We start from the raw sequence: 14,101 nt of genomic DNA on the forward strand, positions 1-14,101 counted from the left end.
GCCGTTGGCATTGCTTTCAATCGTGCTGTTTCTGACCGCCATCATCATTTACGCCTCTAAAGCCGGACGCAATACGTTCTGGTTCAGCCTGATGCTGCTGCTGCTGACGCTGTTTATTGTGCTGAATGCAACGCTGTTCGCCAGCAACTATTTTACCGGTGACGGCATCAATGATGCGGTGATCTACACGCTGACCAACAGCCTGACCGGCGCCGGCGTCAGTAAATATGTGGTGCCCGCTATCGGGCTGATTATTGTGCTGTTTCTGCTGTTCTGCTTTCTTTCATGGATTTTGCGCCGCCATAAACGTCCGCATCATCTCGGCTGGAGCCTGCTGGCGGTCGCCTGCGCCGCCGGCTCGGTGCAGACCACGCCGGCGTTTCGTCAGGTTAAAGATCTGATTGCGTCGCACGCGCACGCGGGCGACTCCGATTTCGCCACCTGGTACATCACGCCGCAGAACCGTATTGAACAGCCCGCGCTCAACCTGGTCTATATCTACGGCGAGAGCCTGGAGCGCACCTATTTAAATAAGCAGGCTTTTCCCGACCTGGCGCCGGAGCTGAGCCGCGAGCAGGCGCAGAGCCTGGATTTCAGCAATACCGCGCAGCTGCCCGGCACCGACTATACCATTGCCGGCATGGTCGCCTCACAGTGCGGTATCCCGCTGTTTGCGCCTTTTGACGGTAACGCCTCAGCCGCGCTCTCCAGCTTCTATCCGCAGAGTCTCTGCCTCGGCGATATTCTCAAAAACAGCGGCTATGAGAACTGGTTTATTCAGGGCGCCGATCTGCGCTTTGCCGGCAAAGATACTTTTCTGCTTTCGCACGGCTTCGCCGCATCGAATCTCTATGGCGCGCAGGAGCTGAAAAGCCGCGTGGCCGATCCCGACTACCGCAACAACTGGGGCTTTTACGACGACACCGTGCTGGACGAGGTGTTTGAGAAGTATGCTGAACTGTCGCAGCAGAACAAACGCTTTGCCCTGTTTACCCTGACGGTGGATACCCATCATCCTGATGGCTTTATCTCCCGCAGCTGCCAGCGTAAAAGCTATCAGTATGAGGGCAAAATGAACCAGTCATTCAGCGCCGTCGCCTGTTCACAGGAGCACGTGGCGCGGCTGATTGAGCTTATTAAAGCTTCGCCGTGGTTTAAAAACACCGTCATCGTCGTCAGCTCCGATCATCTGGCGATGAACAATACCGCCCACCCCTATCTGACGAAGCTGCCGCGCCGCGATCTCTTTATGGTCATTCGCGGCGATCGGCCGCAGGCGGAGGTGCGCGATGCGCCACGCAGCACGCTGGATAACGGCGCCACGGTGCTTGAGATCCTCGGCGGTGACAAGGCGCTGGGACTTGGCCGCAGTTCACTCTCTACGCCGTCGCTCTCCACGCAGTTTGACGACATGGCGAAAAAGGTCAGCAGCTGGAAAGCTGATATTGTGCAGCTGTGGAATTTTCCGGCCAGCATGAAAGAGTTCACCATCGACCAGCAGAAGAATACCTTTACCTTCTCCGGCGCCACGTTCCGCCTGCCGATCCTGTTCCGGCTGGGCAATAAGCAGGTTGAACCGCTGCCGGAGGGAGAGTATGCCGCGCCGCTGCGCTATCAGCTGGCCGATTTTGCCGCGAGCGACAAATTTGTCTGGGCCGACCGCTGCTTCAAAATGGCGCGACTCTGGAAGCCGGAGCTGGCGCTCTCCACCGATCTCTGCCTGGCGATGGGCCAGATGGGTGGCCAGCCCAGCGTGGTGCGTATCGATCAGCCGCTCTGGCACGGCAAAACGCACTTTCCGCCGCTGCGCGTCAGCCCGGAAACCTGGCGGCTCAACCAGCAGCAGATCCGCATTGAGGATAATGACATTCGCTACGATGCCGACAGCTTTGTGCTGAACGTGCCGGGCGCTCCGCACAGCATCCGGCGCTTTAGCGGCATCTCGCGCCCGGAGAGCTGGGGGCGCTGGTCCAATGCCAATCTGGCTCCGGAGGTGAATATTGAGTATGCCGAACCGCTGCCGTCGCGGTTCGATCTGGTGATCACCGCGCGCGCGTTTGGTGCCAATGCGCAGCAGCCGATTCCGGTACGCGTAGGCAGCGAGGAGCAGGTTCTGCGGCTGGACGATAGCTTCTCCACCACCACGCTGCACTTCAGCAATCGCGACGGCAGCCATAATCTGGTGATTGTGCCACCGGCGCCGCAGCTGTCGAATCAGGACAATATTGTGGGTCAGGCGCCGCGCAAGCTCGGCATTGGCATGGCGGAGATCCGCATCGTGCCACGCCCCTGAGAGCGGGCTCAGTCGCGCGGGCGCAGCGTCTCCAGCCGCTCCCGCTGCGCACCATCGGCGCTGAAATTATCCGGCGCCAGCCAGCGCTCAAAGGCGAGCTTTAATACCGGCCAGTCGCCATCGATAACAGAGAACCAGCAGGTATCGCGGCTGCGACCTTTGTAAACCATCGCCTGACGGAACACGCCTTCGGGCTGAAAGCCGAGCCGCAGCGCCGCCTGGCGCGACGGCTGATTGCAGCTGTCGCATTTCCATTCGTAGCGGCGATAGCCGAGCTGGTCAAACGCATACGCCATCAGCAGAAAGTGCGCCTCGGTGGCCATGCGGGTACGCTGCAGCAGCGGTGAAAACACCACATACCCTACTTCCATTACGCCGTGCTGCGGCTCGATACGCATCAGCGCGAGCGTACCCACCGCCTGCCCGCGCTGCAGGTCGATTACGGCAAAATGCAGGTAATCGGGATTGTGCTGGCAGGCGGCGGCGAACGTCAGCCACTCATGCTGCGATGCCGGACGCTCCACGGGCAGCCAGGTCCAGCTGCTATCGTCCGCGGCGTGCGCATGCGCGGCGCTGAGATCGGACGCGTGGCGTGACGCATCCAGCGGCTCAAGGCGGCAGTAACGCCCCTGAAGCGTGACGCGCTCCGGACGCGGACGCGGCTGCCAGTCAGGCAACGCACTACCCGTCGGCTGGCCAAACTGATTAACGGTCGGGGCCATCTTTCCTGCCTCTGAAATAAAACAGGCGGACCCGGTGGCCCGCCTGCTGGCGTTATCCTTTAAAGAAGATGTCGCCCGATTTACCCATCACGATTTTGCCGCTGTCATCGGTGATCTGAATATAGTTGGCGTTGATGTAAGCCCAGTGTGCACCAGCCTGCGGAGCGGGCAGATGACGCGCCTGCCAGTCAGTGATGGTGTACTCTTTTTTGCGATACTCTTCCGGTACCACATCGCCGACCTTGTGCTCTTTGTAGTCGATGATAATGGTGTGCAGATTGTAGTTGTTGGCGGCGGAAGGCTGCTCACCGGTGCCGTTGTTAGACGGGCGAACCGGCGCGTCATCGCCTGATGCAGCAGGTGCCTGAGCGGCTGGCGCATCGGCGTCTGGCACCGGCGCGGCATCAGGCGCCTGCACATCCGGCTGCTCTACCTGAGGCGGCATCGGCACGCTATCGGTCTGCTCATCCGCTGCCAGTGCAGCTGGCGTCAGGCTGAGCGCGCCCAGAAACAGGCCGGCAGATAAAAGGGTTACGTGTGTCCTGCGCATTGGTGATTCCCACTCTGATTAATAGTCTGATGTCCATTTACTGACAAGCGCACCGGGCTAATGGTTCCCGCTGCCGTGCGGCGCTCGTCGCGTCATGCCACAGCATACCTCAGCCTGGCCCGATTCAGGCGCGCTAAAATTGCAAATAATCGTGATAATGCCGCTATAATCGCGCCATGAGATGCGGGCCTGGCCCGTACAGAATATTACGTGCAGGAGAGAAGCGATGAATCAGGGGCCGTTAACGGAAAAAGAGCTGAACTGGCTGGATGATATGCTGGAGAAGTATGGCAATGCACAATCCGTGGTGGATACGGCCGAGCTGGATGGGATGCTGACCGCCCTGCTCTCCGGCCCGAATGATATTGAACCCAGCGAGTGGCTGGTGGCGATGTGGGGCGGCCAGAAGCATATCCCTAAATGGGCTAATGAGCGCGAGATGGATCGCTTTATGACCCTGACCTTTCAGCACCTGAACGATATTGCTGAGCGTCTGGCCGAGTTTCCGGAGCAGTTTGACCCGCTGTTTGGCCTGCAGGAGATGGAGGGTCAGGAGTTTACCGTGGTCGAAGACTGGTGTTACGGCTATATGCGCGGCGTTGCGCTGGACGCCGACTGGTCACAGCTGCCTGAACCGCTGCAGCCGCAGCTACAGGCGATTGCCCTGCACGGCAGCGAAGAGCAGCGTGAAGCGCGCGAGGCGCTCGATCCGGACGCGTTCGAAGCGAGCATGGAGGCGATCCGCCCGGCGGCGCTGGAACTGCACGAATACTGGCAGGCCGAGCGCATGGCCCAGCCCGATCCCGAGCCACAGCTGCCGTTCTTTGCCGGTGACAAAACCGGACGCAACGATCCCTGCCCGTGCGGCAGCGGCAAAAAATATAAGCAGTGCTGCCTGAATAAATAACCTGCGTTTGGTCGCATAAATGCGACCCCTGTGGATATCGCGCCCAATCCACCCCGGGGCGCATAAATGCGGCCTCTATGGACATCGCGCTCCATCTTACGCCGGGTCGCATAAATGCGACCCCTACAACAATATCCACAAGGGCGCCATTTATGGCGCCCTGACCACATCGCGCATCAGCCCCATACAAATGCCACCACAGGGGCGCCATTTATGGCGCCCTAGCCACATCGCGCCCAATCCACCCCGGGCCGCATTAATGCGGCCCCTACGGATATCGCGCTCCATCTTATCTCGGGTCGCATAAATGCGACCCCTACATTGGTATCCGTAGGGGCGCCATTGATGGCGCCCTGGCCACATCGCGCACCTGATCCATACAAATGCCACCACAGGAGCGCCATTCATGGCGCCCTGGCCATACCGCGCACATGCCCCCGGGCCGCATAAATGCGGCCCCTACAACAATACCCACAGGGGCGCCATGTGCTCTGCAATCAGGGAGCGGGTCTGACATCGCTGACTAATACCGGCAGCTGCCAGGCGCCGCCGGCGCGGATGGCGCGGCACATGCCGGTGGTGGCGTCACTACTCTGTACAAAACTGCGCCCATCCCAGACCCATGCGGCGGTACTCCAGCAGTCGCCAATACCGCGGCCTTTCTGCGCTTCGCTAATTGCCCCGGCGTGATAATCGGAGCCGGAGTCAGTGATCAGCTGTGGTGAACCCTGCAGCGCGCTATCCATCAGCCAGTAGCCATATCCTTCGTTATAGGCACCGCGCCAGCAGAGGGCGGCGATCAGCACGTGGTCCGCATCCACAGCGGTCAGCGTCGGCGGCTCTGCGCCTTCTTCCGGCTGATCGTCCGCCGGTGCGAGATTATCGCAGCTGTCATCATCCGTCAGCGTAGCGATAAGCGCCGGCTTGATCCGCGCCAGCTCCTGCGGCGTCAGAGGACGCGGCTTTGCCTCAACGGTTCTGGCCTGAATGATCACCGGCATGGGTACGGCGGGCGGCACGCTGCTTTCCGGCTTGCTGCCTTTACGCACCAGCGCACCCGGCGTGCCGATGCGCCCCTGCGCCTCATCCATTTTCAGCAGTACGGCAAAAGCGCCGTTTGCAGAGAGATCAAACGGCTCGGCACCGCCACGGAACTCCACGCTGCCGCTGCCTTTAATGGCAGTGATAATCGACCGGGTCTGCGCATCGGTCAGCGTCCACTCATCGTTATCGGCCTTCGCCAGTTCACCCAGCGGGCGATCGTCAATCCAGAGCGTCAGCGTATCGACCTGCTTTGAGTCATCATCGCCGGTATCCGCCAGTACCACCCGGCCATGCGTCGCCGTATCCGGCCCGCCCGCCCGCGTCAGCAGCACCGATCCCCCCGCGCCCTCTTCCGCGCTATAGCCCGCCGCACGGCAGGTCAGCGTGTTATCGCACGCCAGTTCCCACTCTTTGTGAGCAAACGAGACGCCTTCTTCAGCTATCGCCGGTATCATCAGGGCGTTAAGCAGAGGGAGCGCCAGCAGCAACCGTATCTTCATGCCATGTTTTCCATCAGAATAAAGCAGCAGTGTGAGGATTTTTTGCAGGCAGGAAAAGTGAATTTTTGCAGCGGCAGAGGCGCACGCACCTCTGCCGCTCAGCGCTTAGCGGCTTAATTCCGCCTGCGCATCAGCCAGCTCTTCTCGCGCCTCAGTGAGTTTGCGCTGCTGTTTTTCAATCTTATCGCGGCGGCCGCTGGCCTGCGCCTCCTGCAAATCTGCTTCACGCTCAGCCACTTTCTGCTGCTTCTCCGCCACTTTCTCCTGACGCTCCTGCAGCAGGCCCGCATCAGTGCAGTGCTGCTGATTTTCACGCAGCGCTTTCTCCAGCCCGTTAATGCGCGCCTTATTACCAGATTCCCGCGCCATCTCCAGCTCCTGCTGGATCGACTGCTGTTTCTGCTGACAGCCGCCAGCAGCCTGCGCGGCGGTGGCAGAGAGCGCTGCTGCCAGGGTAATCAGTGCAATCGCTGTTATTTTCATGGGTTCATCCTGAATGTAGAGTAAAGCGCTTATTATACGGCGGGTTCTTAACAGATTCTTAAAAGCGCAGCGCGGCAAAGAGAAAATGCGGCTTGTTTTGATCGGGATCAGGTTTGTGGCTTTCTACTGTGGGTGGCGGATGGGGTATCCGGAGAGTAGCGGTATGTTGCTGTTGGCAGCTGAGTATTGCTATTCAATGATGTAAAGCAATAGCGCGGAAATGCTGAATCTCAGACAAAAAAACTTCTTATAAGCGACTCAACTCTAACCTTTAGTACGGAGGCTGGACGCATATATAATAGTTAATTCTTTGATTTAAAATAAATAAAAAATAACATTTAGATAATGTACCAACATCAATATCAACACATTGAATCGTTAATTTTAGCACTTGAATCGGGGCAAATGTTACCTGGAAGATGCTCACCACCGAGCGTATCTCTTGTGCTATGTATCAATCACATCCAATGCCGTTATGCGAAAACAGGCATAGGCCTCTTCCCAGGAAACGTGGCTTTCACCGAACACCATTGGTGTAACAAACTGCAGATAACGTTCCTTATAAACAGGGTTGCGCGCCAGTTCTTCCAACCCCATTTTTAGTTCTTCAACAGGCGACTCGCAGAATTCAGGATACTGAGCACCGTAACGTTGGATATCCTGCTCAATGCATTCCTGCACAAAGCGCTTCAAAACAGGAACGTCAGCACCTTTTTCTCTGACAATACAAAAGTTGTCGTAGATATGACGCACCAGTGACTCATCCACTGCACGCTCCACATTACGCACGCTTGCAGCCGTTCTGCGCATCATCGAGATCAGTTTTTCAGCCTGCGTGCTACCGATAGTTGCGCAGGGAAAAGCCCTCACTACTTCGCCCTTCTTTGTTAGATCCATTACCAGTGAGCTAATAGCACGATTTTCCGCAGCCTCAAGCAAATCCGTTTCCATCAGTTCCAGTTTGATAAATGGCCTTAAACAGGGAATTTGTACATATTCCTGCGGGTAGCGCACCGGAATTTCATTATAGCGGTTTTCATCACGAGTAACCTTTGGGTACTCCTCATCCATGCTAAACATACCTGAAGCTAAAATCGTTTCGGTGATGGTCTTAATAATATTTTTACGTTGATTTCTGGAATATTGCAGGGAAAAGCCGGTGACAGGAATAAGCTTAATGTCCACGTCCTCCGACATCCTGTTCAAAGATATACCCGCTTTAGACAATGCTGTTCCACCGGCAAAAACCAGCTGATGTGTATCAAAGGACAGAGGCTGGAGCAATCGCAATAACTCAACGATGTAATGATCTTTCTCTACAATTGCAACTGATTCAATGCCCAGAGCATCAGCAACGTCCGGGAATAGCTTTGTCAAATCATCCATTTAATTTGCTGTTCCCTACTGACAATGTTCTCTTAAAACGTGGTGAGGTTTTGATTTCCACTAACGCAGGGATCTGGGTGGATTTACCGCTATTATAGGCGCTTGTTGCGCCTGCCAGACGGTAATCCACTTTCAGACGTTCCAACGCCTCAATCATTACCGCAGCAGAACCTCCGGGAGCAGCAGGCATCAGCTTACCGGTAATCGCATTTTGCCGCGCTTTGGTGTAGACGCCATAGCCTACTTTCAGTAGCTGCCCCTCCTTCATTAGCTCACGCAGTGCTCTGCCTATTTGATCGTAGCCAGCAAGATCTTTGAAATCGTCACGAGTGAAAACATAACGCTTTGAGCGCTTCAGCCGTGACTGAATTCGAGCTTTTATGGTCATGTCATCCTCCTTTGTTCGTTTCTTCATCATAGCAAACATACGACACTTTTAACAGCAAACATACGACAACTAACTTACCTTGCAGCCAGCATTCCCGGATAGTGTTTAGCTATGATATCGTTCATACGTTTAATCAACTCCAGATGCTTGAAGGTCAAGTGCGCCGTACCTTTTTGATAGTAACGAATGCTGAATAACTCATCTTCGTAAACATTCTTAGCCGGATTATCACGAATATGCTCCATCAATCGGGTAGAGATATCACCACGGTTGTCAGGGATGGGTTTGCCATCCAGTAGAAACAGCATTCTCTCCAGATCCGCCAGTTGATCCCGTCGCCAACCCCAGTTAAGGCTAAAGCCCCAGCGGTTATGCGTCACCAGATTGTTAATGATGATCTTCTTACCGAAGCAGCAGGGACTATTGGTTTTGTAATCCCATGACAGACCTTTGAACACGTTGATGATCCCGCGCTCAAAGACATCCATTTTGTTCAAATGTAACTGCTCAAAAGTACTGAGGATATTCGCCTCACTGATCGCAGGAAGATCGCCCTCCTCCAGATGCTGCGATCTATATTGCGGGTGACGGCAGGGATTGCTCTATTTGGCACTGGATGCAGAGAATAGCGGTTATATCGAACATAATCTGGAATATGTTGAAGAACGCAGGTTAACGCACTGTGGGCATCATATCTATAAAACGGAAATGAATAATCCTGAACCCTGACAATGCCGGTGAATTTTGCGGAATGAGGTAATTGTTATCGTGTAAACCTCTATCAGTAAGAATAGTTAGCAGTAATTATTAAACGGTGAAATGACTCATCCACTTAATGAGGATTCAGCTGAGCCATTACTTAAAACTGTGCTTTTCCTAATGTCGTCGGCGGCGTTCCCAATTGCTTAAGCCATATCCCGCAAGGGTCGCATGTGGTAAGTGATTGCTCTTTAGAATCCCCCTCCGGGCTGAAATCCCAGGTTCTCCAGACTGACTTCATCATTAGTTTTGAGCCAACCGCATTCACCATGCTCGCCAATGGCGCAATCACGATAAACAATTATTTTTTTCTGCGTGATTGAGGTCCTCACATTCTTTCAAGAAGATCTCATAGCGGGTTTAACCGTTACGTTCATTATACAATAACAGCACTCTCCCCAGATTGAGTTGCACCATTGAAATCTCTGGTCTCAGGACATGCGCTGTTTGATGGAATTGAAGAACATATCCCAAAGGTGTCCAGCCATACCTTCGCTGGTGAGCAGAGATTCGCGTGAATCGCCGTAGCCAAACCCCATAAGAGCCCGGAACCCAAGCGTCTGCCCATTATCCGCAACACTAAGACTTTCATTACAACTATTGCGAGTCACCCCGCTTTGACTGTAGCAGATATCCCCGAATCCCATATTACGACTGCCACACCAGACTCCGCACTGACCAACCTTGCCACCGTTGATATACACGGCACATGTGAAGGAATCGTTATCAGGTCGGTGGAAATCAACGTCTAGCCCTGCATGGCGCTTTTTGAGTTCGTCCAGCGAGTTAGCAAAGTAACGAGCGACATACTCAAAACCCTCGCGACGGGCACGATCTTTATCAAGGTCAGTAAAACTCTTTGGCAGAGAAAGATTGCTCGAACGCGGTGTAAAGACGGTATCCGTTGCCTGAAGCATCGGATTAGCCGGAGCTGGGGCGTGCACAATCTGCTGCGGCTTTTTCGCTTCCAAATTGGCAATGGCTCGGGAGACAGCATCGGCAACCTGAACGTAACCCTCATCGTGACTGGCAAACCTGCTTATGGCTTTACCGTCGATTGTGGCTGCCATGATGTTGCCGAATGGCAATTGATGCCAAGCACACTCTCTTAAAATCACCGGAATGACCACCGCCTCGCCTTTTTTATGCCGCTCCAGTGCATTGGTCATCTCCACCTGATAACAATAATCAGAAGCGATGAAATCACTGCTAATTAGCAATAGGATAATATCTGCCTGCGAAAAATAGTGGTCGATCTGATGTTCAAACACTTGCCCAGGAACGATTCGGCGATCATGCCATGTGGTGATTTTCCCCATTCGCTTCAACGGGGACAGATGTTTCTCTAGCTCATTGCGTTGTGCTTCATCCGCATGAGAGTAGGAAAAAACGAGAGTAGTCATAAGGGTGAAATGCTCCTGAACCGTTACTGTATTTAGGGCTATTCTGTGCCCAATGTATAAAAAAATCACGCTATTGACTGTAATTAATAGATGCTTGATCTCTTTAAAGTTGTTACGTCAGTTTATTCAAAGCCACCGTATGCCATCCGGCTCACTTCGTCAGCCCAAATAGTGTGATATTCTTTCCAGAATTCCTGTTGTATCCACGACATAAGGCGATGATTGATGGAGCAGTCTCTCAATTTTGAAATGTTGCGCAGCCAGTGGCCGGAACTGGCTGAACTCGCGTGTATGGCGGAACGCTATGTTCATTCCGACCCGGAAAGCTGTCTGGTTAAGCTGCGTAACTACACTGAATTGATGGTGCGCTGGTTGTATCGTCAGGAGCGGTTGCCGGAAGGCATCAAGGCGAATCTGTACGATTTAATGAACGCCGATGTGTTTACCAGCATGATGCCGGAAGCCATCATCATGAAATTGGATGCACTGCGTATACACGGTAACCGCGCCGCGCACGGCGGACGTATCAAAGCTAAAGATACTTACTGGCTGTTAAAGGAAGCGTATTTACTGGGAGTTTGGCTGTATGTTCGTTATGCCCACGGTAATGTTGATAACTGCCCCAAATTTTCTCTTCCTCCATTAACGCAATCTTCAGGTCGTGCAGATGAAAAACGTCTGGAAGATGCAATCAGAGCTCAAGATGAAAGCCGTGAGCGTGAACTGGCGTTACAACGCGCACTACAGCAAGAGCAGGAAAAGGCCGAACACCTCACCCAGCGCCTGAATGAAGCCAGAGCTCGCAACCAGCATGTTGCCGATATCCTCTCTATTGATGAAGCGGAAACCCGCCGCCGCCTGATTGATTCTCGCCTGCTTGCCGCCGACTGGAATGTAGGGGAAGAGCTTAACAAGACCGATCAGGTTACGCAGGAACACCCCGTTAAAGAACAGCCTACCGCGACCGGTGACGGTTATGCGGACTATGTCTTGTGGGATGAGGCACATAAACCGCTGGCGGTGGTGGAAGCAAAAAAAACCAGCGTCAATGCCGAGCAAGGGCGAATTCAGGCCCGGTTGTATGCAGACTGGCTGGAAAAAGAATATGGTCAGCGTCCGGTCATCTTCTACACCAACGGCTACGATATCTGGCTGTGGGACGACCATAAAACTCATGGTTATCCTCCGCGTCGGGTATTTGGCTTCTACAGCAAGGAAAGCCTGCAATATCTTATTCAGCAGCGAGAAACCCGTCTGCCACTGAACAGTGTGGCGCACGTAAAAGACAACGAAGGTAAGGCCGTTGCCGGACGTTTGTATCAGCTTGAAACCATTGCCCGCGTCAGCGAACGGTTTACCAATAAATATCGTCAGTCATTAATCGTTCAGGCCACCGGCACTGGTAAAACCCGTGTAGCGATTGCACTGAGCAAACTGATGATTGATGCCCGTTGGGTAAAACGCGTTCTGTTCCTTTGCGACCGTAAAGAGCTGCGCAAACAAGCGGCGAATGCCTTCAATCAATTCACCAATGAGCCGCTGTATGTGGTCGGGAAATCGAAAAAAGCAGATAGGCAGAATGCCAGAATCTACATCGCTACCTATCCTGGCATGATAAAAATCATGGACCATTTCGATGTCGGTTATTTCGATCTAATCATCGCAGATGAATCCCATCGTTCGATCTATAACGTTTACGGCGATCTGTTTAAGTATTTTGATGCCCTCCAGATTGGCCTGACAGCCACGCCGATTGACATGGTGAGTAAAACTACTTTCGGCCTTTTTGGTTGTGAAGGACGTATCCCTACCGCTAACTACAGTCTGGAAGATGCCATCGCCGATAACAATCTGGTTCCCTATGAGGTTGTCACTCACACCACGGAATTCCTGCGCGAAGGCATCAAACGGGAGAAGTTAAGCGACACACAAATCCGCGAACTGGAAGAACAGGGTATCGATCCCAATACGCTGGAATTTGATGGTAAGGCGCTGGATGAGGCGATCTACAACAAAGACACCAACCGCTATATCCTGCGTAACCTGATGGAAAATGGCCTGAAAGATCGGGACGGCCAGCTGCCAGGTAAAACCATCATTTTCGCCCGGAACCACAAACACGCGCTGTTGTTAAATGAATTGTTCGACGATATGTACCCGCAGTTTGCCGGACGCTTCTGTCAGGTCATCGACAACTACGATCCCCGCGCCGAGCAACTGATTGACGATTTTAAAGGGCTGGATGAAAGCACTAACAAAGAGCTAACCATCGCTATCTCCGTTGACATGCTCGATACCGGTATTGATGTCCCGGAAATTGTGAATCTGGTCTTTGCCAAACCGGTCAAATCGAAAGTGAAGTTCTGGCAGATGATTGGCCGTGGTACACGCCTCTGTTCGGGGCTATACGGCAATGATGAAAACGGCAAACCGCTGGATAAACAGAAATTCCGCATCTTCGATCACTGGGGCAACTTTGAGTATCACGAGTTGCATACCGAAGAGGCCGAAGTCACAGCGACAAAATCGCTGGCGCAAAAACGCTTCGAAGCGTGGGTTATGCTGGGGGCTGCTGCACAGCGTAAGTTCGACAAACAGGCGGTGGATTTAGTCGCTCACCAGCTCCGCGAGCAGATCAACGCGCTGGATGAAAAGTCGATTGCCGTACAGGAAAAGTGGCAGCAAAAAGCGCAGTACAGCGATGAAAAAGTTCTGCGCCAGCTTTCCCCGAAAACACAGCAGGATCTGCTATCTGTCCTGGCCCCGCTGATGCAGTGGCTGGACGTTCGCGGGCAAAGCGATGCCATGCGCTTTGATATGGATATTCTGGCGGCGCAAACTGCCCGTTATACAAACCCGGAAGAGCTGGATGTGCTCTGGCCGGTCATCATCGAGAAAGTAGAACGTCTGCCGCCGCATCTGGCGCAGGTGCAACAGCAGGGACAGCGAATTAATCAGCTTCGTAATTTAGGCTGGTGGAAGCAAGCTAGCCTGGAAGAGCTGGAGGATATCCGCATTCATTTGCGCGGCATTATGCACCTGATGGAAAAAGATGCGACGCCGCAATTTGGTTCGATACAGGTGGATATTACCGAAGATGCGAACCTGATCCAGACGGAGACCCGCAAAACCAACATCCGCTCGATTGATTTCAAACTCTATCGTCAGCAGGTTCAAGGAGCGCTGGAGCCGCTGTTCCAGCAAAACCCGGTGCTGAAGAAAATCCGCATCGGCGAGCCGGTGACGCAAAGCGAGCTGGATGAGCTGGCAAAGCTGGTGCTGATCCAGAACCCCAACGTTGATATTCGTGCGTTGAAAGAGTTCTATCCGCAGGCAACCGCCAGCCTGGATAAACTGTTGCGTACCATCATCGGGATGGACAGCGACGCGGTGGAAGTGCGCTTTGCCCAGTTCGCCGCTGACAACAGTTTGACCAGCCAACAACTGCGCTTCCTGTCATTGCTGAAAAACCACATTCGCGATTATGGCACCATTGAAATGCGACAGCTCTTTGAACAGCCGTTTACGCATATCCACAACGAAGGCGTTACTGGCGTGTTCCCGGATATAGAGCAGATCGCCCGGCTGCAAAAGATAGTCGAAGAGCTGGGTGTTGTGACCGACGCAGCGACGGTATAATACGCACATGACAAGCCCCGGCAGCGG

At 53.7% G+C, this 14,101-nt stretch carries 10 protein-coding genes and 1 pseudogene; 3 read left to right on the plus strand and 8 right to left on the minus strand.

Annotated elements, in window-relative coordinates; all coding sequences use genetic code 11:
* Positions 1-4 precede the first annotated feature (4 nt).
* Positions 5-2,293, plus strand: coding sequence for a phosphatidylglycerol--membrane-oligosaccharide glycerophosphotransferase (gene opgB / locus C1Y41_RS12675; RefSeq protein ID WP_369826808.1), 2,289 nt, complete (start codon positions 5-7; stop codon positions 2,291-2,293).
* An 8-nt stretch (positions 2,294-2,301) separates the two neighbouring features.
* On the opposite strand, the gene C1Y41_RS12680 is transcribed toward opgB, so the two are convergent.
* The gene (locus tag C1Y41_RS12680) at positions 2,302-3,015 is read right to left on the minus strand and encodes a GNAT family N-acetyltransferase (protein WP_104085566.1); all 714 of its coding nucleotides are present in this window, start codon (positions 3,013-3,015) and stop codon (positions 2,302-2,304) included.
* Positions 3,016-3,067: 52 nt separating this feature from the next.
* A complete protein-coding gene (locus C1Y41_RS12685; RefSeq protein ID WP_104085567.1) occupies positions 3,068-3,565 on the minus strand; it encodes an RcnB family protein in 498 nt (165 codons plus the stop codon).
* A 226-nt stretch (positions 3,566-3,791) separates the two neighbouring features.
* Between C1Y41_RS12685 and C1Y41_RS12690 the strand changes: the two genes are divergently transcribed.
* A complete protein-coding gene (locus C1Y41_RS12690; RefSeq protein ID WP_104085568.1) occupies positions 3,792-4,472 on the plus strand; it encodes a YecA family protein in 681 nt (226 codons plus the stop codon).
* A gap of 497 nt (positions 4,473-4,969) precedes the next feature.
* On the opposite strand, the gene C1Y41_RS12695 is transcribed toward C1Y41_RS12690, so the two are convergent.
* From C1Y41_RS12695 to C1Y41_RS12720, 6 genes and pseudogenes are all read right to left on the minus strand, one after another.
* Positions 4,970-6,016 carry a DUF1176 domain-containing protein gene (locus C1Y41_RS12695; RefSeq protein ID WP_104085569.1) on the minus strand — a complete coding sequence of 349 codons (1,047 nt, stop codon included), beginning with the start codon at positions 6,014-6,016 and terminating at the stop codon, positions 4,970-4,972.
* Between the two features lie 105 nt (positions 6,017-6,121).
* Positions 6,122-6,499 (minus strand): DUF1090 domain-containing protein, encoded by a 378-nt coding sequence (locus C1Y41_RS12700; RefSeq protein WP_104085570.1) that lies wholly within the window; start codon positions 6,497-6,499, stop codon positions 6,122-6,124.
* Between the two features lie 447 nt (positions 6,500-6,946).
* Entirely contained in the window at positions 6,947-7,885 is a 939-nt protein-coding gene (locus tag C1Y41_RS12705; protein WP_104085571.1) for a nucleotidyl transferase AbiEii/AbiGii toxin family protein, read from the minus strand.
* Positions 7,878-8,273 (minus strand): DUF6088 family protein, encoded by a 396-nt coding sequence (locus C1Y41_RS12710; protein ID WP_088208768.1) that lies wholly within the window; start codon positions 8,271-8,273, stop codon positions 7,878-7,880. The genes C1Y41_RS12705 and C1Y41_RS12710 overlap by 8 nt, the downstream gene beginning before the upstream one ends.
* Positions 8,274-8,347: 74 nt before the next feature.
* Positions 8,348-8,842: pseudogene (locus tag C1Y41_RS12715) on the minus strand (DUF4942 domain-containing protein); the annotation flags it as partial.
* A 621-nt stretch (positions 8,843-9,463) separates the two neighbouring features.
* Positions 9,464-10,435, minus strand: coding sequence for a toll/interleukin-1 receptor domain-containing protein (locus tag C1Y41_RS12720; protein ID WP_104085573.1), 972 nt, complete (start codon positions 10,433-10,435; stop codon positions 9,464-9,466).
* A gap of 225 nt (positions 10,436-10,660) precedes the next feature.
* On the opposite strand from C1Y41_RS12720, the gene C1Y41_RS12725 reads away from it, so the two are divergent.
* A complete protein-coding gene (locus C1Y41_RS12725; RefSeq protein WP_104085574.1) occupies positions 10,661-14,074 on the plus strand; it encodes a DEAD/DEAH box helicase family protein in 3,414 nt (1,137 codons plus the stop codon).
* The last annotated feature ends 27 nt before the right edge of the window (positions 14,075-14,101 follow it).

The organism is Pantoea sp. ICBG 1758 (assembly GCF_002928325.1).
Lineage (GTDB): Bacteria > Pseudomonadota > Gammaproteobacteria > Enterobacterales > Enterobacteriaceae > Pantoea > Pantoea eucrina.

Bases quoted from the DNA above. Each gene is read 5' to 3' on its own strand.
- C1Y41_RS12680 (WP_104085566.1), bottom strand. From the start codon at position 3,015: ATGGCCCCGACCGTTAATCAGTTTGGCCAGCCGACGGGTAGTGCGTTG.
- C1Y41_RS12685 (WP_104085567.1), bottom strand. From the start codon at position 3,565: ATGCGCAGGACACACGTAACCCTTTTATCTGCCGGCCTGTTTCTGGGC.
- C1Y41_RS12690 (WP_104085568.1), top strand. From the start codon at position 3,792: ATGAATCAGGGGCCGTTAACGGAAAAAGAGCTGAACTGGCTGGATGAT.
- C1Y41_RS12695 (WP_104085569.1), bottom strand. From the start codon at position 6,016: ATGAAGATACGGTTGCTGCTGGCGCTCCCTCTGCTTAACGCCCTGATG.
- C1Y41_RS12700 (WP_104085570.1), bottom strand. From the start codon at position 6,499: ATGAAAATAACAGCGATTGCACTGATTACCCTGGCAGCAGCGCTCTCT.
- C1Y41_RS12705 (WP_104085571.1), bottom strand. From the start codon at position 7,885: ATGGATGATTTGACAAAGCTATTCCCGGACGTTGCTGATGCTCTGGGC.
- C1Y41_RS12710 (WP_088208768.1), bottom strand. From the start codon at position 8,273: ATGACCATAAAAGCTCGAATTCAGTCACGGCTGAAGCGCTCAAAGCGT.
- C1Y41_RS12720 (WP_104085573.1), bottom strand. From the start codon at position 10,435: ATGACTACTCTCGTTTTTTCCTACTCTCATGCGGATGAAGCACAACGC.
- C1Y41_RS12725 (WP_104085574.1), top strand. From the start codon at position 10,661: ATGGAGCAGTCTCTCAATTTTGAAATGTTGCGCAGCCAGTGGCCGGAA.